The organism is Pantoea sp. Fr+CA_20 (genome assembly GCF_024520835.1).
Lineage (GTDB): Bacteria > Pseudomonadota > Gammaproteobacteria > Enterobacterales > Enterobacteriaceae > Pantoea > Pantoea allii.
On the sequence record NZ_JALNPN010000003.1, the window covers coordinates 221519 to 242992 of the forward strand.

22 protein-coding genes are annotated in these 21474 nt (G+C 52.6%); 10 read left to right on the forward strand and 12 right to left on the reverse strand.

Features of this window, described 5'->3' with window-relative positions; all coding sequences use genetic code 11:
- The 5 genes from NR177_RS05840 to rmf all read left to right on the forward strand — a co-directional run bounded on the left by NR177_RS05840 (position 1) and on the right by rmf (position 5841).
- Positions 1 to 1920 carry an ABC transporter ATP-binding protein gene (locus NR177_RS05840; protein WP_096012243.1) on the forward strand — a complete coding sequence of 640 codons (1920 nt, stop codon included), beginning with the start codon at positions 1 to 3 and terminating at the stop codon, positions 1918 to 1920.
- Between the two features lie 15 nt (positions 1921 to 1935).
- Positions 1936 to 3204, forward strand: a complete 1269-nt coding sequence (gene pqiA / locus NR177_RS05845) for a membrane integrity-associated transporter subunit PqiA (protein WP_063878975.1) — start codon at positions 1936 to 1938, stop codon at positions 3202 to 3204.
- Positions 3191 to 4834 (forward strand): intermembrane transport protein PqiB, encoded by a 1644-nt coding sequence (gene pqiB, locus NR177_RS05850; protein ID WP_063878977.1) that lies wholly within the window; start codon positions 3191 to 3193, stop codon positions 4832 to 4834. The genes pqiA and pqiB overlap by 14 nt, the downstream gene beginning before the upstream one ends.
- Positions 4831 to 5415 (forward strand): membrane integrity-associated transporter subunit PqiC, encoded by a 585-nt coding sequence (pqiC, locus tag NR177_RS05855; RefSeq protein ID WP_256852457.1) that lies wholly within the window; start codon positions 4831 to 4833, stop codon positions 5413 to 5415. The genes pqiB and pqiC overlap by 4 nt, the downstream gene beginning before the upstream one ends.
- 258 nt (positions 5416 to 5673) lie before the next feature.
- Positions 5674 to 5841, forward strand: a complete 168-nt coding sequence (gene rmf, locus NR177_RS05860) for a ribosome modulation factor (protein WP_006118662.1) — start codon at positions 5674 to 5676, stop codon at positions 5839 to 5841.
- Positions 5842 to 5909: 68 nt separating this feature from the next.
- Here the strand turns inward: rmf and fabA are convergent, their stop codons facing one another.
- Both fabA and NR177_RS05870 read right to left on the reverse strand, forming a co-directional pair.
- Positions 5910 to 6428, reverse strand: coding sequence for a bifunctional 3-hydroxydecanoyl-ACP dehydratase/trans-2-decenoyl-ACP isomerase (gene fabA / locus NR177_RS05865; protein WP_008925876.1), 519 nt, complete (start codon positions 6426 to 6428; stop codon positions 5910 to 5912).
- 68 nt (positions 6429 to 6496) lie between these two features.
- Positions 6497 to 8323, reverse strand: coding sequence for a Lon protease family protein (locus NR177_RS05870; RefSeq protein ID WP_256852458.1), 1827 nt, complete (start codon positions 8321 to 8323; stop codon positions 6497 to 6499).
- Between the two features lie 95 nt (positions 8324 to 8418).
- Here NR177_RS05870 and matP point away from each other — a divergent pair, with 95 nt between their 5' ends.
- Positions 8419 to 8886: a macrodomain Ter protein MatP gene (matP, locus tag NR177_RS05875; protein ID WP_141248571.1), complete on the forward strand. Its 468-nt coding sequence runs from the start codon at positions 8419 to 8421 to the stop codon at positions 8884 to 8886.
- Positions 8887 to 8992: 106 nt separating this feature from the next.
- On the opposite strand, the gene ompA is transcribed toward matP, so the two are convergent.
- Positions 8993 to 10066, reverse strand: coding sequence for a porin OmpA (gene ompA / locus NR177_RS05880; protein ID WP_256852459.1), 1074 nt, complete (start codon positions 10064 to 10066; stop codon positions 8993 to 8995).
- Positions 10067 to 10417: 351 nt separating this feature from the next.
- On the reverse strand, positions 10418 to 10909 hold the full coding sequence (gene sulA, locus NR177_RS05885) for an SOS-induced cell division inhibitor SulA (protein WP_063878984.1): 492 nt from the start codon (positions 10907 to 10909) through the stop codon (positions 10418 to 10420).
- A gap of 210 nt (positions 10910 to 11119) precedes the next feature.
- On the opposite strand from sulA, the gene NR177_RS05890 reads away from it, so the two are divergent.
- Positions 11120 to 11746 carry a TfoX/Sxy family DNA transformation protein gene (locus tag NR177_RS05890; protein WP_063878985.1) on the forward strand — a complete coding sequence of 209 codons (627 nt, stop codon included), beginning with the start codon at positions 11120 to 11122 and terminating at the stop codon, positions 11744 to 11746.
- Here the strand turns inward: NR177_RS05890 and yccS are convergent.
- Together yccS and NR177_RS05900 are read right to left on the reverse strand one after the other, a co-directional pair.
- Complete coding sequence (gene yccS / locus NR177_RS05895) at positions 11743 to 13890, reverse strand: YccS family putative transporter (RefSeq protein WP_218995360.1); 2148 nt, start codon at positions 13888 to 13890, stop codon at positions 11743 to 11745. The genes NR177_RS05890 and yccS overlap by 4 nt on opposite strands.
- Entirely contained in the window at positions 13871 to 14314 is a 444-nt protein-coding gene (locus tag NR177_RS05900) for a YccF domain-containing protein (RefSeq protein WP_096012247.1), read from the reverse strand. The genes yccS and NR177_RS05900 overlap by 20 nt, the downstream gene beginning before the upstream one ends.
- 121 nt (positions 14315 to 14435) lie before the next feature.
- Here NR177_RS05900 and helD point away from each other — a divergent pair, with 121 nt between their 5' ends.
- Positions 14436 to 16490 (forward strand): DNA helicase IV, encoded by a 2055-nt coding sequence (helD, locus tag NR177_RS05905; RefSeq protein WP_256852460.1) that lies wholly within the window; start codon positions 14436 to 14438, stop codon positions 16488 to 16490.
- A 1-nt stretch (position 16491) separates the two neighbouring features.
- On the opposite strand, the gene mgsA is transcribed toward helD, so the two are convergent.
- Positions 16492 to 16950: a methylglyoxal synthase gene (gene mgsA, locus NR177_RS05910; protein ID WP_256852461.1), complete on the reverse strand. Its 459-nt coding sequence runs from the start codon at positions 16948 to 16950 to the stop codon at positions 16492 to 16494.
- 67 nt (positions 16951 to 17017) lie between these two features.
- Positions 17018 to 17656, reverse strand: a complete 639-nt coding sequence (locus tag NR177_RS05915; RefSeq protein ID WP_063878990.1) for a DUF2057 family protein — start codon at positions 17654 to 17656, stop codon at positions 17018 to 17020.
- A gap of 167 nt (positions 17657 to 17823) precedes the next feature.
- Here NR177_RS05915 and NR177_RS05920 point away from each other — a divergent pair, with 167 nt between their 5' ends.
- Positions 17824 to 18237, forward strand: coding sequence for a CoA-binding protein (locus NR177_RS05920; protein WP_063878991.1), 414 nt, complete (start codon positions 17824 to 17826; stop codon positions 18235 to 18237).
- 33 nt (positions 18238 to 18270) lie between these two features.
- On the opposite strand, the gene hspQ is transcribed toward NR177_RS05920, so the two are convergent.
- Together hspQ and rlmI are read right to left on the reverse strand one after the other, a co-directional pair.
- Entirely contained in the window at positions 18271 to 18588 is a 318-nt protein-coding gene (gene hspQ, locus NR177_RS05925; RefSeq protein ID WP_063878992.1) for a heat shock protein HspQ, read from the reverse strand.
- 60 nt (positions 18589 to 18648) lie between these two features.
- Entirely contained in the window at positions 18649 to 19839 is a 1191-nt protein-coding gene (gene rlmI / locus NR177_RS05930) for a 23S rRNA (cytosine(1962)-C(5))-methyltransferase RlmI (protein ID WP_109717256.1), read from the reverse strand.
- Positions 19840 to 19921: 82 nt separating this feature from the next.
- Between rlmI and yccX the strand changes: the two genes are divergently transcribed.
- Positions 19922 to 20200, forward strand: a complete 279-nt coding sequence (yccX, locus tag NR177_RS05935; protein WP_256852462.1) for an acylphosphatase — start codon at positions 19922 to 19924, stop codon at positions 20198 to 20200.
- Here the strand turns inward: yccX and NR177_RS05940 are convergent, their stop codons facing one another.
- Both NR177_RS05940 and yccA read right to left on the reverse strand, forming a co-directional pair.
- Positions 20201 to 20527, reverse strand: coding sequence for a TusE/DsrC/DsvC family sulfur relay protein (locus NR177_RS05940; RefSeq protein WP_063878995.1), 327 nt, complete (start codon positions 20525 to 20527; stop codon positions 20201 to 20203).
- A 103-nt stretch (positions 20528 to 20630) separates the two neighbouring features.
- Positions 20631 to 21287, reverse strand: a complete 657-nt coding sequence (gene yccA, locus NR177_RS05945; RefSeq protein WP_063878996.1) for an FtsH protease modulator YccA — start codon at positions 21285 to 21287, stop codon at positions 20631 to 20633.
- Between the last annotated feature and the right edge of the window lie 187 nt (positions 21288 to 21474).

A 21474-nucleotide genomic window follows, 5' to 3' on the forward strand; every position in this document is an offset into this window, starting at 1 on the left:
ATGTCATTAATTAGTATCCACGGCGCTTATCTGTCCTTTAGCGATGCGCCGCTGTTAGACAATACCGAACTGCACATCGAAGAAAATGAGCGCGTGTGTCTGGTGGGCCGTAACGGTGCCGGAAAATCCACATTGATGAAAATCATTAATGGCGAGCAGCCGCTGGATGACGGTCGCATTATTTATGAAACCGATCTGGTCGTGGCACGGCTTCAGCAGGACCCACCGCGTAATATCAGCGGTTCGGTGTATGATTTTGTGGCCGAAGGCGTAGAAGAGCAGGCGGAGCATCTTAAAGCCTACCATGCGATTTCGCATCAGGTGATGGACGATCCGAGTGATAAAAATCTCAACGAGATGGCGCGCCTGCAGGGGATTCTGGATCATCACAATTTGTGGCAGTTGGAAAGCCGTATCATGGACGTGCTGCAGCAGATTGGTCTGTCGCCGGACACCGAACTGTCCTCTTTATCCGGCGGCTGGTTGCGTAAAGCCGCGCTGGGACGTGCGCTGGTCAGTAATCCCCGCGTGCTGATGCTGGATGAACCAACTAACCACCTTGATATTGAAACGATCGACTGGCTGGAAACTTTCCTGAAAACTTTCAGCGGCAGTATCGTCTTTATCTCTCACGACCGATCTTTTATCCGCAATATGGCCACCCGTATTGTGGATTTGGACCGTGGCAAGCTGGTGTCATGGCCGGGTAACTACGACACCTACCTGGAAGGCAAAGAAGAAGCCTTGCGCGTTGAAGAGATGCAAAACGCCGAGTTTGACCGCAAGCTGGCGCAGGAAGAAGTGTGGATTCGTCAAGGCATCAAGGCGCGTCGTACGCGTAATGAAGGCCGCGTGCGGGCGTTAAAAGCGTTGCGCCGCGAGCGCTCAGAGCGCCGTGAAGTCATGGGCAAAGCCAATATGCAGGTCGGTGAAGCATCACGTTCTGGTAAAATTGTCTTTGAACTGGAAAATGTGGATTACGCCGTGGACGGCAAGCAACTGGTAAAAGATTTCTCTGCCCAGGTGCAGCGCGGCGACAAGATTGCCCTGATTGGGCCGAACGGTTGTGGAAAAACCACCTTACTGCGTCTGATGCTGCAACAGCTGAAGGCCGATCACGGTCGTGTGCATTCGGGTACCAAGCTTGAGGTCGCCTATTTCGATCAGCACCGTGCCGAACTCGATCCCGATCGGACAGTGATGGACAACCTGGCGGAAGGCAAGCAAGAAGTGTTGGTCAATGGTAAACCGCGCCACGTGCTGGGCTACCTGCAGGACTTCCTGTTCCATCCAAAACGCGCGATGACTCCCGTCAGGGCGCTGTCGGGTGGAGAACGTAACCGCCTGCTGCTGGCGCGTCTGTTCCTGCGCCCCAGTAACCTGATGATTCTTGATGAACCGACCAACGACCTTGATGTGGAAACGCTGGAACTGCTGGAAGAGCTCATCGATGGCTACCAGGGCACCGTGCTGCTGGTCAGCCACGATCGTCAGTTCGTTGACAATACCGTCACCGAGTGCTGGATCTTTGAAGGCAACGGTGAGATAGGGACCTTTGTCGGCGGCTACCATGACGCGCAGCAGCAGCGGGCGGCTTATAAACAGCAAAAGGGGCAGGGCGCAGTAAAAGGGGCAAATAGTGCCCTTAAGCCAGCCGATGCTAAAAATGACGCTGCCAAACGTAACGCGAACAAACTAAGCTATAACCTCACGCGTGAACTGGAACAGTTGCCACAAAAACTGGAACAGTTAGAGGCGCGTATTGGCGAGCTGCAGGCCAGGATGAGTCATCCGGATTTTTTCAGTCAGCCACACGATAAAACGCAGCCGGTGTTAGATGAACTGGCTGACGTCGAACAGCAGTTGGAAACCGCTTTTGCGCGTTGGGAAGAGCTGGAATCTATGAGAAACGGCGCATAGCTTAAGGGTTCGGGAATGTGTTCTGCAGAGAAAACGAACGCGTGGATGCTTTGTCCACAGTGCGACTTGATGGTAAAACTGCCGGACATTCCCGTTGGCAGCCGTGCGTCATGTCCGCGCTGCCATACTTCCCTGACCGTGAACTGGTCGGAGCCGCGTAAACGTCCGACCGGGTATGCGCTGGCCGCGCTGTTTATGTTGGTGCTCGCCAATCTGTTTCCGTTTATCACCATGAAAGTCGCCGGGCTGTCCAGCCAGATTAGCCTGATGCAAATCCCCAGGGTGATGGTGGCCGATGATTACGCCAGCCTGGCCACGTTGTTCCTGCTGTTTGTCCAGGGCATTCCCGCCTTTTGCATGATCACGATTGTCCTGTTGGTCAATCAGGTCAGGATGCCTGTCAGCCTTAAACTGGGGCTGGCACGAAGTCTTTTCCATATGCGCAACTGGGGCATGGCAGAAATCTTTATGGCTGGCGTGCTGGTCAGTTTCGTGAAGTTAATGGCTTATGGTGAAATCGGTCTCGAAACCAGCTTCTGGCCGTGGTGCCTGTTTTGTCTCTTACAGCTACGGGCGTTTCAGTGTCTGGATCGCCGTTGGCTGTGGCAGCACATTGAACCCATGCCGCCTTTGCCTCATGCCCCACAAGCAGGTGTCAGTGGATTAAAACAGGGCCTGCGCTCCTGCCCGTGCTGTACTGCGGTCTTGCCGGTGACGAAGCGGGAATGTCCGCGCTGTGGCGTGGTTGCCGATGCGCGCCGCAAGCACAGCCTGCAGTGGACGCTGGCCCTGCTGATCACCTCCGTTATGCTTTACATCCCCGCCAATTTGCTGCCGATAATGATTACCGAAACGCTGGGGTCGGCGATGCCATCCAATATTATGGCCGGGGTGATTTTACTCTGGGGTGATGGTTCCTATCCGGTGGCGTTAGTTATTTTTATCGCCAGTATTATGGTCCCGTCCCTGAAAATGCTGGCGATTGGCTGGCTGTGTTGGGATGCCAGCGGGCGCGGGCAGCGTGACAGCCATAAAATGCACCTGATCTATGAGGTGGTTGAATTTGTTGGACGTTGGTCAATGATTGACGTCTTTGTGATTGCAGTGCTCTCCGCGCTGGTGCGTATGGGGCAGTTAATGAAAGTTTACCCGGCATGGGGAGCCGTATTGTTTGCGCTGGTGGTGATTCTGACCATGATTGCAGCAATGACGTTTGACCCGCGCTTAACCTGGGATCGTGCTGGTGAAAAAAACATGAAGGAGCCGCATCTTGACGGAAAATAATCACGGTCATGCCAAAGTGGATCAGATCAAGCGTTGGTCTCCGGTATGGATCGTCCCTATTGTTACGCTGTTAATTGGCGGCTGGATTCTTTTTTATCACTTTAGCCATCAGGGACCGGAAGTCACGTTGATTACCGAGAGCGCCGAGGGCATTGAAGCGGGTAAAACCACCATAAAAAGCCGCAGTGTTAACGTGGGTGTGGTTGAAAGTGCGGTACTGACTGACGATCTTCACCATGTTGAGATTAAAGCCCGACTGAATGCCGGTATGGAAAAGCTGCTACACAGCGACAGCGCATTTTGGGTGGTTAAACCCCAGGTGGGTCGTGAAGGCATTACCGGTTTAGGTACGCTGCTGTCCGGGGCATATATTGAGCTCCAGCCGGGTACCAAAAAAGAACCCCTGGATCAGTACACTTTGCTGGATGCGCCACCTTTAGCGCCGCCTGATGCGAAGGGCATCCGCATTATCCTCGACAGTAAAAAAGCGGGGCAGCTTAACGCGGGTGATCCGGTGCTGTTCCGGGGCTATCGTGTTGGCACCGTTGAAACCAGCAGTTTTGATACCGATAAACGCATGATGACCTATCAGCTGTTTATCGCCGCCCCTTACGACCGCCTGGTGACCACCAATGTGCGCTTCTGGAAAGACAGCGGGATTGCCGTTGATATGTCGGCGTCAGGCATGCGGGTTGAAATGGGATCGCTGACCACGCTGTTCAGCGGCGGGGTCAGCTTTGATGTGCCAGATGGCTGGGATTTAGGCAAAGCGGCCCAAAATCATGCGGATTATCATCTGTTTGACGATCAACGCAGTATTCAGGACTCTCTGTATACCACGCATATCGACTACTTATTGTTCTTCTCGGATTCCATTCGCGGGCTGCAGGTCGGTGCGCCGGTGGAATTCCGCGGCATTCGTCTGGGTACGGTCTCAGAAGTGCCGTTTATGAATGCAGGCACTGCGCAGGCGCTGAATAACGACTATCGCGTGCCGGTGTTGATTCGCATTGAACCTGACCGTTTCATTAGCCGTCTGGGTGAAAACTTCGACATTGAACAGCATCTCCAGGATGGTAAGAAACACGGCCTGCGCGCCACGTTGAAGACCGGCAACCTGTTATCTGGCGCGCTGTTTGTCGATATCGACTTCTATGACAATGCACCGGTGTATAAAGGCCCGGATAAAGTGGCGGGTTATGAAGTGATCCCGACGGTGAGCGGCGGCTTGAGCCAGATTCAGCAGAAACTGATGGCTGCGCTGGATAAAATTAACGGTTTACCGCTAAACAATATGGTGTCGGAAGCAACCGGAACGCTGAAGGAGAGCCAGAAAACCCTGCGCGATCTGCAACGTACCATTGATAATATCAACGTCGTTACCAGTAGTCCGGCGATGAAAACACTGCCCGAAGAGACCCAGCAGACGCTACGTGAGCTTAACCGCAGTATGAAAGGATTGCAGCCAGGTTCACCTGCCTACAGCAAGCTGGTGGGCGATATGCAACGGCTTGATCAGGTGCTGCGTGAACTGCAGCCAGTGCTGAAGACGCTAAATGCCAAAAGTAATGCGTTAGTGTTTGAAGCAAAACCGGGACAGGATCCCCAGCCGAAGAGGGCGAAACAATGAAAAAAGGACTCGTTTTTTTGGCCGCTCTCGCACTGAGTGCCTGTAGCAGCACGGTGAATACCACTTACTATCAGCTGCCCTCAGGGGCAGCCTCGATGCAGGTGATCAGCAGTGAGGCAAACGCACAGCCGACATTGTGGGTGCAGCAGGTGGTCGTACCGGATTATCTGGCGGGTAACGGCCTGGTTTATCAAACCAGTGACGTGAAATACGTTATAGCCGCCAATAATTTGTGGGCCAGTCCGCTTGATCAGCAGCTTCAGCAAACGTTAATTACCAATCTCACCAAAGCCTTGCCGGGTCGTCTGGTCACTCAGACGTTAATCGGGCAAGAACACGATACGCTGAACGTGACGGTGAACGACTTCCAGGGCAGGTATGACGGCAAGGTGGTGATTAGCGGGCAGTGGACGCTGGAACATCAGGGACGCTTCACTAAGCAAGCGTTCAGTCTGGTACTTCCACAGCGAGAAGATGGCTATGATGCGTTAGTCAAAACCCTTGCCCAGGGCTGGCAGCAGATAGCTCAACAGATTGCGCGTAACGCTGCCACTGCCCACTCAGCGGCGACGGGCTTTTAGTTAACTTATTGTTTCGAATCGTATAAGTTTTTTGACGTTATCAAAGGTTTCTATATAAATCATACGGATAAAGCAATAGGCTTACATCACGAAACAGAAAATTTATGTCCGGTTCAGGTCACATTTGTGACATTGGCGTGAAGATTGCGCATTGATCTTTTCATACAGAGCGAGTAAAACAAAAGGGTGGCTGAACATTTATTAGCCATCTTTTTCTTTCCACCAGATTCCACATACCTTACATGAGGGACACGGAGTATGAAGAGACAGAAACGAGACCGCCTTGAGCGCGCCCATTCACGTGGTTATCAAGCTGGCATTACAGGACGCTCTAAAGAGATGTGTCCGTATCAAATGATAGACGCTAAGTCTCACTGGTTGGGAGGTTGGCGACAAGCCATGGAGGACAGGTCGGCTGCTGCGTAGCCGGATGTCACTGAAAAGGGATATAACCTCCGCATCAAGCGGAGGTTTTCATTTCTGCGGGGAACGTATCAGAATGCTGCGGTATCTTTGAACAGACCCACTTTCAAATCGCTGGCGGTATAAATGAGATTACCATCAACCAGCACTTCACCATCGGCAACGCCCATCACCAGCTTACGGTTAATGACACGTTTGAAGTGAATGCGATACGTCACTTTTTTAGCTTCTGGCAGAACCTGGCCGGTGAATTTTACTTCGCCTACACCCAGCGCACGACCTTTGCCTTCGCCACCCAGCCAGCCGAGATAAAAGCCCACCAGCTGCCACATTGCATCAAGACCCAGGCAACCAGGCATAACCGGATCGCCAATAAAGTGGCAACCAAAGAACCACAGGTCCGGATTGATATCCAGCTCAGCTTCCACGAAGCCTTTATCGTATTTACCACCGTCTTCCGTCATTTTGACCACGCGGTCCATCATCAGCATATTGCCGGATGGAAGCGGCGGACCATTTTCGCCGAACAGTTCACCGCGACCAGACAGGATCAGGTCTTCTTTGGTATAGGATTCGCGTTTATCTACCATGTTCTCAATAAGCCTTCTTTTAGTGAATCTCGAATATTAGCGAACAGTTGTATGCTGAGCAAATGGGATTAGCGGTGGTTAAACCAGTTAAGCCATCGCAGCGGCCAGAATCGTGGTGAAGGCTCTGGTTGATTCATCTGACTGATGCGTTCCTGAATCGTACGCAGCAGACATTCGCCTTCGCCATCTTCCGTATTCCATATTTTACCTGTCAGCAGAGGCAGCGCTTCATCAGCACGATCGATTGCCCAGATATGAAAACGTCCCTCTTCGACCGCGCTGACCACCTGCTGGTTCAGACTGAGGTGACGAACGTTACAGGCAGGAATAATGACGCCCTGCTGTCCGGTCAGTTCACGCTGATGGCAGATATCGAAAAACCCTTCGATCTTTTCATTCAGTCCGCCAACCGGTTGCACATTACCAAACTGATCGACCGAGCCGGTGACCGCAACCTGCTGATTCAAGGGTTCGCTGGCGAGGGCGCTAATCAAGGCGCACAGTTCTGCCAGCGACGCGCTGTCGCCATCCACTTCGGAATAAGATTGTTCAAACACCAGCGACGCTGAAAACGGCAGTTGCTGATCCAGCTCCAGTTCAGCAATCAGGTAGGCCTGCATAATCATCATGCCTTTAGCATGAATATTGCCACCTAGCTCCGCTTTGCGTTCGACATCGGTAAATTCACCGTCACCGGGATGCACCACGCAGGTAATACGGCAGGGATCGCCCCAGGCTCGCGGATGACCGGGATATTCCACCACTGACAGGCCGTTTATCTGACCAACGACTTCACCTTCTGTTTCGACCAAAATTTGGCGCTGCAGAATCTCATCACGCAAACGTTCGTTGAGGTAGTTCTCACGCCACAGCCGTGCTTCCAGCGCGTCACGCAGTGCTTCGGCGCTGAGCGTGTCACCCATCAGGGTGGTTTCACGCAGCTGGCGCAGCAGCCAGCGTGGGCAGAGCGGAAGGGTTTCCTGATCGCCGCTATAACGGACGCCTTCTTTGATCAGTTCTGGCCAGAAGTCTTCATCGGGGACGGCGATATCCGCCTGGCTGGCAAGATCGACTGTCCAGCGACACCATGCGAGCATGTCGTCTTCATCCAGGATCTGAATATTTTCTTCGAATTCAGTGTAAATCGCCATTTCGTGAGCTTCAGCATCCAGCTCCTGAAAATCAGCCAGTGTGTCACGTTCACCGCAGAGCACCAGATTCAGCTGAAGCGGAAGCGGGGGAACGGAAACCGGCAGGGGACGACGTTCGTCCTGCGACAACCACTCAATGTAGCCTTGTTCAATAGACTTTTTCAGCCGCAGCCACAGCAGCGGCTGAGTGAGCAATGCGCGCAGTGAAAGTACCAGTGTTCCGCCGTTGGCACGATGAATAAGGCCCGGCTCAAGCTGAATACGATCTTTGTGCATCCGAACACAGCCAAACAGCGCTTCCTGCTCGATCCAGTCAGCATAGTGAATGCCACCCTGACTGGTAAACGGGCGCTGGCTGTCGGTTGGCGGCTGCAAGGTAACGTTGTCGGCCATGATGTGGTAGTCACCACCTGACAGTGCTGACGAATGGCCCATAACGCGTTGTGCTGCATCAGCTATCAACGCAAGATAGTCACGGTTTTCCTGGCTGCGAACCAGCAACAGTGGGAAACCCTGACTTTGATGATGTAAATGGGCCAGCGCGTTCAGCAGTCGGTGCTGTACCGTTGCTAAGGCATCGGTCTCTTCGTCAGCAATTCGGGAGAAAACGGATTGATATTGCGTGCTATCCGGCTGTAAGGTTTGCCACGTAAGTTGAGTGCTGGTCAAAATAATCGCATTTGTCTGTTTTGAGAAAAGCGAGATTATACAGGATTCACCTTGCTTAAGCACTGCAGAGTTCAATCAGATGTTGTGACGCTGGCAGCATGTTTTTCGTTGCTGCATCCGGTAAAAAAGCTGTTATTCTTAGTTCGTTACGTGATCACGATGAGATTCCGATGAAATACCAGCAGCTCGAAAATCTTGAAAGTGGATGGAAGTGGAAATACCTGGTGAAAAAACATCGGGAAGGTGAGCTGATCACGCGTCACCTGGAACTCAGTGCTGCGCAGGCCGCGGTCGATAAGCTGTTGGTGATGGAAAATAATCCGGTAGAAATTAACGACTGGATCAACCAGCATATTCATCCCGATCTGGACAACCGACTTAAGCAAACTATCCGTGCCCGGCGAAAGCGCCATTTCAATGCTGAGCATCAGCACACACGTAAAAAATCAATCGATCTCGAATATCTGGTCTGGCAACGGCTGGCGGGATTAGCGCAGCGCCGTAACAGTACGCTGTCCGAAACCATCGTGCAGCTCATCGAAGATGCCGAACGCAAAGAGAAGTACGCCAGCCAAATGTCGACGCTGAAGCAGGATCTGCAGGCGATATTAGGCAACTCGGGTTCTGAAAAAGAGTAGTGGGCGTACCATCTGGACAGCCGCTTCAGAGCAAAAACCCCATGAGCCATCTCATATTCAGGACAAAAAAAACCCCGCATTAGCGGGGTTTTTTATCACGTATAACTTAAGCCTGTGGCTGAGTTACAACGTCTTTGATGCCTTTAACATCGATTTCTACACGACGGTCTGGCGCCAGGCAGTCGATCAGGGCCTTACGACCTTTCACGCTGTCACAGGTGTTGCCAGTAACTGGGTTAGATTCACCCATGCCGCGAGCAGAGATCTTGTTAGTAGGGATACCTTTAGATACCAGGTAATCTACTACTGACTGAGCACGTTTCTCAGACAGTTTCTGGTTGTACTGCTCTGAACCGATGCGATCGGTAAAGCCCAGAACAACTACTGAACCGTCTTTAGGATCCATTGAGCTCAGCTGGCTGTACAGCTGATCCAGAGCCTGCTGACCTTCTGGCTTCAGAGTCGACTTGTTGAACGTGAACAGGACGTCTGATTTCAGAGTGAAGCGCTTGGTCTGAACCACTGGCGCTGGAGCTGGTGCTGGAGCCGGAGCTGGTGCAGCAACATCATCCTGACCGAAGCGGTAAGAAACACCCAAGCTCAGCATGCCGTTGTCTGGACGAGCACCAACGGTCTGTGCATCACCGATGTTGTTAACCCACTGGTAATCCAGACGGGTTGCCCAGTTTTTGGTCAGCGCATATTCAACACCAACAGCTGCCAGTGGAGAAACACCGGTGTCGTGGTCGCTGATGCGAGTGCCATTAGCTACGTTCTGCTGAGTAGAGTCTGCACGCCATACCATGCCACCCAGGCGGGTATAGATGTCCAAATCGTCTGCGATTGGGTAGCTCAGTTTGGCAGCCAGCTGGATGCCCTGTGCTTTAAATGCGCCATTCACCTGGTTGCCTTTATTAGGCATACGACCTAACCAGTCATAACCCAGTTCAAAACCCAGGTATGGGTTAGCCTGGTAACCACCGAACGCACCCGCGCCCAGTTGGCTTTCATGAGTTGGGCCGTCGTTGTTTTGGTAACCGTGACCGTAGTAACCAGTGTCGTGATACTGAGACCAGCCCAGTTTAGCACCGGTGTACCAGGTGTTATCTTTTGGGGCGGCCTGCGCTACGGTAGCGAAGCCAGCCAGTGCCACTGCAATTGCGATAGCTGTCTTTTTCATTTTGCGCCTCGTTATCATCCAAATAGGCAATGAGCATAAAGGTTGCTCTTGGTTTAATCCTTCGCCGGGTCAAAACGCTCGCTTATGACTCTACCGCAAAAAACGGAGGTTATTGAGCACCCTGGCGAGATAAAGTCTACAACGAGATTGGAAACTTACAAGTGTGATGTGAGGCACTTATGTAAAAAAACAGTGTTTTATACATAATTTCTAACAATTTAGCCTGAACTTCTGTGGGGTGCTTACCCCACAAAAAGGGGGCTAAGCCGTTGTCATTACTGGGGGGAGCAGAATCAGTGTCTTAGCCTTTAGTCAGATAAAAAAGCTGTTGAGATAAATCTCATTTTTTACTTAATGAAACAAATCAGACTGAATTTTTAGCGAACTTTCTGGTCTTACTGCCGTTTTGGGAGTTTCACCCGACCGCAAAATGAGCCCCAGGGCTTTTCCTTCCGCCGCCGCAAGTTCCAGTTCACGACGTTCATCTTCATCCAGTTCGTAGGGAATCCAGGCCAAAACAACACTGTAATTTCCTGTGCGTAACGCTTTAATCATGGCTTCTACAGCATTGTAACGTTCAGCATCGGCGATATGCATACTTTTCTCAAGTGGCAAACCCGATTCCTGCATCCAGGCCCGGCTCAACTTATGGGCAGGCGTTAACCACAGTTGCCAGCGAGATTGCTGACTCAATTGCTGTAGCAGCGGTAACAACAGCATCTGCATCATGCCAGGCTGTTCGCTGTAACGTAATTCAGTGATCCAGCCTCCGTGCGTTGCCGGAACAGAGGACAAGGCGTAACGGTGAGCAGAGCATACATTACTGGTATGTTGGGTGCGCATAAATTAATCACTCAGCAGTTGACTGTATGGATATACAGTAATGACATCCTGGATAAAGATCAACCTGAATTTCTGAAAATGCCTCGCAAAATTTGCACAAGGTTGTGTTTAAACGGATTTATTCATTGAACCTGTTACTGAATTTACTTATCTTCTAACCGTCTGAATAGTAACGTTTTTAACAGGTTTGTGTTACAAGGAGGTGATGATATGAAGAAACAGCAGCGGGTCATCCTGCGCTCAATACAGCAGTTGGCCCCGTTGGGTCATGTTCAATCCCGTACCCAGTTTGGTGGCTATGCCCTGGCGGTGGAACGGGTCGTTTTTGCACTGATAAAAGAAGATCAGCTCTATTTACGCGCCAGTGAAGAATTACGGGAATATGTGGCAGAACAGCCGCTGGAACCGCTTACGTTTCGCAAACGCGGGATAGCGGTCAGCCTGAATTATTATAAGGTCGATGACAACCTGTGGGCTCACCCAGAGCATCTGGTCGCGCTGTCTGCCGCTTCACTGGAAACCGCCCGGCGTGAACAAGATGACCGCCAGGGCAAGGTGCGTTTAAAAGACCTGCCGAATGTCAGTCTGCGACTGGAAATGATGCTGCATGAGATAGGTATCTGTACCGTAAAACACTTGCATGAAGCAGGGGCCAAACAGTGTTGGTTAAAACTGAGACGCAACAACCATCATCTTGGCCTCAAAACGCTGTTAGCGCTTGAAGGGGCGATTTCCGGTCATCATCAGGCGGCGCTGCCGCAAACCATTAAAACCGAGTTAGGCGAGTGGTATCAGGCCGCACTGATGATGTCGGAGGGGAAAGAAAAAGGCCGTTAGCGTTTGCCCAGTGTGCGTCGCAGGCGTGCAATGTCGGGCATCAGCGCGACCAGTAAACCCAGTTGCTGTAGCACCAGCGGCGCACGTGGGTCCGGCTCGGTAGTGAGCTGCGCGATGCGCTGCACCAGTTCAATACGCATTTTTTCTGCCCGGCTGTCACTGACCACATCCGTCTGCAGCACATCCTCGACATAACATACCGTATCGTCGAGCAGCGCCAGCAGGGCAGGCTGCGTCACTTTGTCTCGGTGCGCGCCCAGCGCAGAGATATAGCTCAGGAAGGAGTGATTCAGGCACAGTAACTGAAACGCCGACTCCCGAAGTTTAAGGCTGGTGCGGGTCTCACTGCTCATATTGGATACTACCGATGCCAGCTCGGCATCAGCGTTGTGTGCGTCACGACGGGCAATACGATAAGCAAGACGATTGTCTTTACCCTGATGATATTGCTCCATAATGGCATCAAGATAGCGACAGTTAGCATTCAACGTTCGGGTGGCGACGGCCGGAAGTTGGCGAAAGCGCCAGTCAGGCCAGATAAAGGTGACCGCCAGCCAGGCCAGCGCGCAGCCCAGCAGCGTATCAACGACCCGGGGTAATGCCACTTCAAAACCCTCACCCAGCAGGTTAAAACAAAGCAGAACCAGCAGGGTAATAAACAAGGTTGCCTGGGCGTATTGCACCTGGCGAAACGCAAAGAACAGGACACCGGTCACGACAATCAAAAACAGCTGGCCTTCCACAGAGGGCACCAGCCACAGTAAAGGCAAGCCAATAGCAATGCCTGCCAGCGTTCCGCCGATGCGCAGTGCCAGTCTGCGCTGGGTCGCACTGTAGTTGGGCTGGCAAACAAACAGGCTGGTCAACAGGATCCAGTAGCCGCGCTCCAGACCGGTGATCTGAATAAATCCATATCCGACGCACATCACCACTGACATCCTGACAGCATGACGAAACAGCGCAGAGGCGGGCGTCAGGTGGCGGCTCAGGCGCAGCTTAATGTCGCTCCAGCCACTGATCTCCTCGCGCGACAGCATATTGTCGCTGTGCTGCGGATCGTCCGCCAGCGCCTGCTCAGACTCAATAGAGGCCAGTTGCGCATCAATCGCTTGCAGGTTACGTAATAACCAAAACAGCGCGCCGGTATGGGCTGCATCCGGATGGCTCTGTTCGAGACGTTGAATAGCGTTGTGTAAACGCTCAAAAACGCGCTCAAAACGACTGTCATGTTCCCAACGTTCGCGCAGTAAAAGCGCGCGGGCCAGTTGTCGGCATGCCTGAGCCTGCATGTTAAGCAGGCGCTGAAAGCGAAACAAAATTTCGTTATAACGCCAGTTGCCGCGCAGTAAATGGTACTGAAGATGAGACGAGCTGGCGCGTTCGTGGATGTCCTGGGCGACAAAATAGTAGTGCAGGCTCCGTCGGGTGCCACGTGAACCCCTGTCGCCACGTAAACGGCTCTGCAGGGTTGTTTTGGTCAGATTAAGCTGGGCGACAAGCTGGCTGTTCACCATGGCCGCCTCAACAAAAGTCGCATCGTCCTGGTCATCGGCATCAGGATCAAACAGGTTGGCTTTGGCATCCAGATAGTGTGCTAACTGAGAAAAACTGGCTGCCAGTTGTTCCTGAACCGGGCGAACGGGAAACATCATGTGCCCCAACAGCGTCAGCAGATTATACCAGAGCGCGCCGACCAGCAGCAGCATGGGCTGCAGATACCACTGTGAAAAAAGTCCGATGCCCAGCATGGTGTAAACGGCAATCAACAATGCGCCGAAAGCAATGGTGGCATAGCGCTGCCCCAGCGCGCCCAGCAGAATGAAACCCCAGGTGGAGATGGCCAGGCCGACAATAAAGGCCAGCGGGTGAGGGAATAACAGCTCTACTGAAACCGAAGCAATACAAAAGCACAACAGGGTGATTAACAGATTTTTTAAACGCCCAGCCAGCCGATCATCCAGATCGGCCAGCGCGGCGGCGACCACGCCAAGGGTCAAGGGGATGGTCCAGTCAATCTGCTGCAGTAACCAGGGAACCGCTGCGCATCCGCTCAAGGCGAACAGGATACGCAGCAGGTAACGCCAGGTGCTGTTAAAAAAATACTTGCGCCATCCAGACAGAATATTAATAGCGGCGACGGGCATTGGCATCACGCGCGGCACGCGCCTCTTCGACAGAGACAACCCGACGACCTACCGGCCAGAGTGCAATGGCGGCAATCTTGAAGTTTGCGATACCTACTGGAATGCCAATGATGCTGATGCACTGCACAATACCGACTGAAATGTGGGACAGGCACAGCCACCAGCCGAAAAAAATCAGCCAGAAGATATTCAGGAAGGTTCCCCCCGTATTCATGATGTGACTTTTACTGTCGGGGCGCAGGACGTCCACATGCACCGCTTCATTGCCAAACGGCAGAAACGAGAGCCTGGTGATTTCCCAGCAGGAGCGCGTCAACGGCAGGGTAAATACCAGTACAATGCTGATAAGCGTTGCGAACAACCAACTGAGCGTGGTGAAGAATCCACCTAAAACAAAATTGAGAATATTTAAAACAGTGCGCATAACCCGCTTTTCCTTTTGCACTCCGCAAGATATGTCGCAGTTTACCGTGTTTTAAGGCTGGAGCGTCAAGAGTCTGACAGGTAAACTCCGATTACTCTTTATATCGGTCGTTGGTGTCGGCGTGGAACTTAAAGCAACATCCATGGGCAAACGGCTTGCCCAGCATCCCTACAATCGGGTTCGCCTGTTGGCCGCTGGCGTTGAAGTCAGCGGCGATAAACACGAATATCTGCTCCCCTTTAACCAACTGTCCGACATTACCTGTAAGCGTGGCATGGTCTGGGGAGAGCTGGAGTTTTTGCTGGCGGACGGTAAAGTTGTGCGTTTGCATGGCACCGAATGGCAGGAGACCCAACGTTTCTACCACTACCTTATGCAGTCATGGCAGGCATGGAGCCATGAAATGAGTGAGGTATGCGCGGCAGTATTACAGGATCTTCGTGAGGAAATTCAAGGTTTCAGCGAGCAGGACCGTTGGTTAAAGCGCAGTGAACTGCAGGCCGTTAAGAACCAGATACTTAAGCAGTTCGATGCCTTACCCTTGCCGCTATCCCGCATCGAGAGTTTTGATTCCTGCCGTGAAAACTGGGCATTTTGCCAACACTGGTTACAGCAGGGTGACGCGGCAATCGGCCAGCGCAACCGCGACTGGACGGCCGCGATGTTAACCCGCTATCAGGATTTCTTCGCCACGGTTGAGTCCACACCACTGAATACCTCACAAGCCGAAGCCGTGGTCAATGGTGAAGATGCGGTGCTGGTGCTTGCCGGTGCGGGCAGCGGTAAAACGTCCGTGCTGGTTGCCCGCGCGGGCTGGTTATTAGCGCGCAGGCTCGCCTCCGCCGATCAAATTCTGCTGTTGGCGTTTGGCCGTCACGCGGCTGAAGAAATGAATGACCGCATCCAATGTCGGCTAGATGTTGCAGATATGCAGGCGCGTACTTTTCATTCCCTGGCCTTGCATATCATTCGCGAAGGCAGCAATAAACAGCCTGTTATCAGTAAACTGGAAAGCGACGCCGGCGCACGCCGGGCGTTGCTGGTCGAGCACTGGCGGCAACAGTGTAACGAAAAGAAGGCTCAGGCTAATGGCTGGCGGCAATGGCTGCGTGATGAACTGGCGTGGGAGATCAGCGAAGGTGCATTCTGGCAAGATGATCGGTTAGCTGAGCGCCTGGCTCCCCGCCTTGAACGCTGGCTGAGTCTGATGCGCATGCACGGCGGCGCGCAGGCCGCCATGATTGAGGACGTCCCTGACGCGCTACGCGACCTGTTCAGTAAACGGATCAAACTGATGGCACCGCTGCTCAAAGCCTGGAAGAGTGCACTTAAAGATGAGGGCGCCGTCGATTTTTCAGGGCTGATTCATCAGGCCGTCGCGATTCTGGAAAAAGGACGTTTTATCAGCCCGTGGAAGCATATTCTGGTGGATGAGTTCCAGGATATTTCCCCGCAACGCGCGGCCTTACTGAGCGCACTGCGCCAGCAAAACAAGCGTACCACGCTGTTTGCTGTGGGGGATGACTGGCAGGCGATTTATCGCTTCAGTGGGGCTGAAATGAGCCTGACAACGGCGTTTCATCACTATTTCGGTGAGGGCGACCGCTGTGTGCTGGACACCACTTACCGCTTCAACGATCGTATTGGCGAGATTGCCAACCGCTTTATTCAGCAAAATCCGCATCAGTTGCGTAAGCCCTTAAACAGCCTGATTAAAGGCAATAAAAAGTCTATCGCGCTGTTGCCCCAGGATCAGCTGGAGGCGCTGCTGAATAAACTGAGTGGTTATGCAAAACCCGATGAGCGAGTGCTGCTACTGGCACGCTATCACTATTTGCGCCCGGATTTACTGGATAAAGCCAAAACCCGCTGGCCAAAATTAAACATCGACTTTCTGACTATTCATGCCAGCAAAGGCCAGCAGGCCGATTACGTGATTCTGCTGGGGCTTCAGCAAGGCAAAGAGGGCTTTCCCGCGGCTCAGCGCGAGTCAATTATTGAGCAAGGCTTGCTGCCTCAGCCTGAAGCCTTTCCCGATGCAGAAGAGCGCAGGCTGGCTTACGTCGCGCTCACGCGCGCGCGACAGCAGGTCTGGTTGCTCTTCGATAAGCAGCAACCGTCGGTCTTTGTCGAGGCATTTCGTGAACTGGACGTGCCGGTGCTGCGCAAAGCCTGAGTTATTTCAGACGTTCAGCCAGGTAGCGTTCATAGTCTGGAATGCGTATATCGACGGACTGAGCAAACAGCGGCGACTGAATAATAAAATCGGCAGTTGCCCGATTGGTTGCAACCGGAATATTCCATACCGTGGCCAGACGCAGCAGGGCTTTGACGTCAGGATCGTGAGGAACCGCATTTAACGGATCCCAAAAAAACATCAGTGCGTCAATTTTACTCTCGGCAATCAATGCGCCAACCTGCTGATCTCCGCCCATTGGGCCACTCAGCATCGCATTGACGTTCAGGCCGGTGTGACGGTTTATCAGATTACCCGTGGTGCCTGTCGCATAGAGAATATGGGGTTCGAGCGCTGGCTGATTACGTGTGACCCAGTCCAGCAGAGAGGCTTTGCAGTGGTCATGGGCGACCAGCGCGATATGTTTTTGTTTTCCAAGGGTACGTAGGGTGTATTCCATAACAGCATCCTGATGCAAAGGAGCAAATCGCCCGTTGCAGCAGTTTACCTCGTGCTATTTCAGACTATCAACTTGCCCGCAACATTTTGACCAGATTTATAAACTGCTGACGAGTGGCCTCATCGAAACGCTGAAACCAGTGCTGAAGTGACGGAGTTGTGGTGTCAACAGACCAGGCAAGGTCGGCGGTGAGTTGTGCAGACGGGGATGGCGAGGTGAGATTGGCGAATTGCGGTACAGAAGCCGCTAATCCCATACGATTGTAATCGACCATCGCTTTTTCAACATCCGCACCGGCTGTAACAGGCAGACGGTCACGCACGCTAAAAACCTCTTTGCCTTTTTCATCCACCAGCCTGAAGGCCAGTGAACGGTCAAAATTATGACGTTCCCGTGGATTGTTGAGCTGCGGCAGGCGGATGGCAATAGTTTTTGCTTGAGCTGAGAAGGTCACAATCATCGGGACAGACTGATAGCGTTGAGCAACGGTTTTATTGTCACCCGGCTGTTGTTCCACCCGAAATAAAAACTGATGTTGACCACGCTCCAGTTCTAAACTGTCAGCCCCTTTCAGCAGTGAACCAGAAATCTTCCGACCATCTAAAACCATCAAGGTGATCTGGGGATCAAGTTTCAGGGTAATTGCAGAGCAGGATGCCGAAACGAGGAGAGCAATGAACCCCGTTACAGCCATTGACAGCTTCATTTCGACTCCGGTTGACAGTGGATGGATGTAGCAAATTCTTACATTATGGCATTAAGTTTACAATTATACATATTTATTCTAACGAAGCGGCACAATATGTCTTTGCAACTCACGTCATGAGTATCAAGGCTCATCTACAATGAAGAGCAGACTCAAAGGAGAAGCGCATGAATGATCAGACTATTCGCGACGTATTGACCCGGACAAAGCGTATTGCCTTAGTCGGTGCCAGCGATCGCCCGGAACGTCCCAGTTATGGCGTAATGAAGTATTTGCTCGACCAGGGTTATGAGGTGATTCCGGTAAGTCCTAAGCTGGCAGGCCAAACGCTGTTAGGACAAACCGCCTATGGTTCACTGGCGGAAGTCCCTGGAAAAATTGATATGGTGGATGTGTTCCGCAATTCAGAAGCGGCCTGGGGCGTGGCGCAGGATGCCATTGCAGTGGGAGCAGATACGCTCTGGTTACAGCTGGGTGTGATCAATGAGCAGGCTGCGGTGCTGGCCCAGGATGCGGGGATGACGGTTATTATGGATCGCTGCCCCAAAATTGAGATCCCACGGCTGGGTTTGGGGCATTAAATGCAGCGGCGGCAAACAGATTGCCGCCTGCTGTTAGTGACGCAAATGCGGCGCCTGAAGCTGCTGACGCACAGATGCAGCCAGTTCATCCATCGACGGCTGCTCGGGATGTTCCGGGCTGGTTTCTCCAGCAAGCTGAATTTCGGCGACGTAGGTATGTACCTGACTGCCTTGCTCATCTTCCATCACGACATGGTACCAGGGCGCGCTACGCATGGTATCGACTGCTCCGATCTCATCCAGCTGTGGCTCATCTAACGCGTATTCAGGATCGACATCGACAATCACACCCAGCACGCCGGATAACCGATGACGAACCTGCTGACCAATACCAAATTTACTGGCAATCATGATGACCTCCGAAAAATACTGTCCTGCATCATAGATGGGGGCGAGGACAGTCTTTTCAAGTCACATGACGCGGCAGGCGAAACCTTTCAGGTAAAGGCCTTCCGGATAGGTGGCAATCACTGGGTGATCCGCAGCCTGACGGAATTGCTCGACAAACTGTACGTCACGGCCTGCATCCAGTGCGGCATCGGCGATGATTTTCTGGAACAGATCAGTAGCCATTAAGCCCGAGCAGGAAAACGTGAGTAACATTCCGCCGGGATTCAGCAACTGAATCGCCAGCATGTTGATGTCTTTATAGCCACGGCAGGCGCCCATAAGCTGATTTTTATTTTCAACAAACTTTGGCGGGTCCATGATGATGAGATCGAATTTCTCACCATTATCACGATAGCGGCGCAGCAGTTTAAAGACGTCATCGCGCTGGAACTGGGCACGGGAAACATCTAATCCGTTCAGCTCAACGTTTTGACGTGCCACATCCAGCGCATCCTGTGATGTATCAACGCTAATCACTTCTCTACAACCGCCCATTAACGCCGAGACGGCAAAACCACCGGTATACGAAAAGCAGTTCAGCACGCGAGCGTCTTTTGCATAGCGTCGTGTTGCATAGCGGCTGTCGCGCTGATCCAGGTAATAGCCCGTTTTATGGCCGCCCTGGATATCCACCAGCAGCTTCATATCGTGTTCCGTAATCGGCAACAGCGCGGGAGGTTGTTCACCGGTTACGGTTCCCTGCGTCAGCTCCAGCCCTTCTTTTTTACGAACCGCGACGTCGGAGCGATCGTAGATAGCGCAATCCGGAAAACACTGCTGCAACGCTGAAATAATGGCAGGGCGCTGATACTCGGCCCCGGCAGACAGCAACTGAAGCACCAAAAAGTGGCCAAAGCGATCGATGGTTACGCCCGGCAGGCCGTCGGACTCGCCGGCAATCAGGCGATAGCTGTCCAGTCCGTCGCGTGCCGCCAGCCAGTCGCGCCAGATTTGTGCTTGCTGAAAACGGCGGACAAAGAAAGCGATATCGATAGATTCGTCCTGCTGCCAGCTCCAGACGCGAGCGCGAATTTGTGACTGAGGTGAATAAGCGGCACGCGCCAGCCATTTACCATTACTGTCACAAACATCAATGGTTTCCCCCTGCTGGGCTTTACCTTCAAGACGGGCGACCGCCCCAGAGAAAACCCAGGGATGACGACGGAGCAGGGACTTTTCACGTCCCTTGGCGAGAATCAATCGAACTGTCATAGTTTGCTATGCTTACCTGAAAAAATGAGGCGCTATTGTCCAGTGGATAACGGCAAATTGCAACGAACAGCAGGAGAGAACCATGGCGATGGTGTGTTACAAAGCCTGGGTACAGGGCACCGTGCAGGGCGTGGGTTTCCGCTACAGCACGCAGGCGAAAGCCAATGCGCTCGGCGTAAAGGGTTATGCGCATAATCTCGATGATGGCCGCGTTGAAGTGCTGGCCAGTGGTGAAGCAGAGCAGGTGGAGGCTTTAGTGGCCTGGTTAAAGGCCGGAGGGCCGCGCACGGCACAGGTGGAGAACGTGTGGGTGGAGCCGCATCAGCCCGCCGACATCCCACAGCGTTTTACCACCGGCTGATTAAAGACATTTTGCGGGCTTGGGCAGGCCGGCAATTTTTGTCGCCTGTTTAGCTGGGCCCTCCGGGAACAGGCGAAACAGATAGCGGCTGTTCCCTTTCTCTTCGCCATACTTTTTCGCCATGGCTTTTACCAGCATACGTACGGCGGGCGAAGTATTAAATTCCAGATAAAAGTCACGCACAAAGTGCACCACTTCCCAGTGGGCATCAGTCATCACGATAGCCTCGCTTTCCGCAATCTGCCGGGCCAGCCCTTCACTCCAGTCATGGTGGTTTTTCAAATAGCCTTCGGCATCGACAGCGATTTCGTCACCGTTGTAGTTCATCGTGCTTCCTCATCGTCATTTGGGCTGCAGTTTACCAAACTGACAGCGCAGAAAAAGCAAAAACCCCGCCGGGGCGGGGTTTTCATCGCTTCAACTGCGGCGATTAATTGCTGCGGGAAAAACCTAATATGCTTAACAGACTAACAAAGATGTTATACAGGGAAACATACAGGCTTACCGTGGCACGAATATAGTTGGTTTCGCCACCATGAATAATGTTGCTGGTTTCCCACAAAATCGCACCGGCAGAGAACAGGATAAACAGCGCGCTGATCGCCAGGTGCAGCGCCGGAAGTTGCAGGAACAGGTTAGCCACAACGGCAACCAGTAACACCACGAAGCCCGCCATCATCATGCCGCCCAGGAAGGACATGTCACGACCTGTTGTCAGCACGTAGGCTGAACAGCAGAAGAACACCAGCGCCGTTCCCCCTAACGCCAGCGCGATCACGTCACCCATTCCCGCGGTCAGGAAGGAACTTAAGATGGGCCCCAGGCAGTAACCCAGGAAGCCTGTAAAGGCAAACGCGGCTAAAATGCCCATAGGGCTGTCAGCCAGGCGATAGGTCAGGAACATCAGACCATAGAAGCCCACCAGCATCAGAATCAAGCCGGGAGCCGGTAATGCCAGTAGCGTACTGGCGGTAGCCGTTAGCGCAGAGAAGGCAAGCGTAAGGCCCAGCAGAAAATAGGTGTTACGCAGCACTTTATGTGTGCTGAGTAATGACTGTCGCGATGATGAAGAAACTATTCTGTCCATGTTGCGCTCCTGTAAGGCAGAACACCAAATATGTGCTGAGAATACGCAGCACTATAGAGAGGGAAAAGCCGTTTTACCCTTCTTTACGCGTTAACGCGTTAATTCTTTGAGCAGAATGGCGATTTAGCCAACGAATAACGCGAATTTGGCTGTTTTTCAGGCGAACGGATTATCACAGGCTTTACAT

Excerpts from the sequence above, each read along its gene's own strand:
- yccS (WP_218995360.1), bottom strand. The coding sequence starts at position 13,890 with ATGCCCGTCGCCGCTATTAATATTCTGTCTGGATGGCGCAAGTATTTT.
- NR177_RS05900 (WP_096012247.1), bottom strand. The coding sequence starts at position 14,314 with ATGCGCACTGTTTTAAATATTCTCAATTTTGTTTTAGGTGGATTCTTC.
- NR177_RS05890 (WP_063878985.1), top strand. The coding sequence starts at position 11,120 with ATGAAGAAACAGCAGCGGGTCATCCTGCGCTCAATACAGCAGTTGGCC.
- yccX (WP_256852462.1), top strand. The coding sequence starts at position 19,922 with ATGGCGATGGTGTGTTACAAAGCCTGGGTACAGGGCACCGTGCAGGGC.
- NR177_RS05915 (WP_063878990.1), bottom strand. The coding sequence starts at position 17,656 with ATGAAGCTGTCAATGGCTGTAACGGGGTTCATTGCTCTCCTCGTTTCG.
- fabA (WP_008925876.1), bottom strand. The coding sequence starts at position 6,428 with ATGGTAGATAAACGCGAATCCTATACCAAAGAAGACCTGATCCTGTCT.
- sulA (WP_063878984.1), bottom strand. The coding sequence starts at position 10,909 with ATGCGCACCCAACATACCAGTAATGTATGCTCTGCTCACCGTTACGCC.
- pqiC (WP_256852457.1), top strand. The coding sequence starts at position 4,831 with ATGAAAAAAGGACTCGTTTTTTTGGCCGCTCTCGCACTGAGTGCCTGT.
- rlmI (WP_109717256.1), bottom strand. The coding sequence starts at position 19,839 with ATGACAGTTCGATTGATTCTCGCCAAGGGACGTGAAAAGTCCCTGCTC.
- mgsA (WP_256852461.1), bottom strand. The coding sequence starts at position 16,950 with ATGGAATACACCCTACGTACCCTTGGAAAACAAAAACATATCGCGCTG.
- pqiA (WP_063878975.1), top strand. The coding sequence starts at position 1,936 with ATGTGTTCTGCAGAGAAAACGAACGCGTGGATGCTTTGTCCACAGTGC.
- NR177_RS05940 (WP_063878995.1), bottom strand. The coding sequence starts at position 20,527 with ATGAACTACAACGGTGACGAAATCGCTGTCGATGCCGAAGGCTATTTG.
- hspQ (WP_063878992.1), bottom strand. The coding sequence starts at position 18,588 with ATGATTGCCAGTAAATTTGGTATTGGTCAGCAGGTTCGTCATCGGTTA.
- NR177_RS05840 (WP_096012243.1), top strand. The coding sequence starts at position 1 with ATGTCATTAATTAGTATCCACGGCGCTTATCTGTCCTTTAGCGATGCG.
- ompA (WP_256852459.1), bottom strand. The coding sequence starts at position 10,066 with ATGAAAAAGACAGCTATCGCAATTGCAGTGGCACTGGCTGGCTTCGCT.
- matP (WP_141248571.1), top strand. The coding sequence starts at position 8,419 with ATGAAATACCAGCAGCTCGAAAATCTTGAAAGTGGATGGAAGTGGAAA.
- NR177_RS05920 (WP_063878991.1), top strand. The coding sequence starts at position 17,824 with ATGAATGATCAGACTATTCGCGACGTATTGACCCGGACAAAGCGTATT.
- yccA (WP_063878996.1), bottom strand. The coding sequence starts at position 21,287 with ATGGACAGAATAGTTTCTTCATCATCGCGACAGTCATTACTCAGCACA.
- rmf (WP_006118662.1), top strand. The coding sequence starts at position 5,674 with ATGAAGAGACAGAAACGAGACCGCCTTGAGCGCGCCCATTCACGTGGT.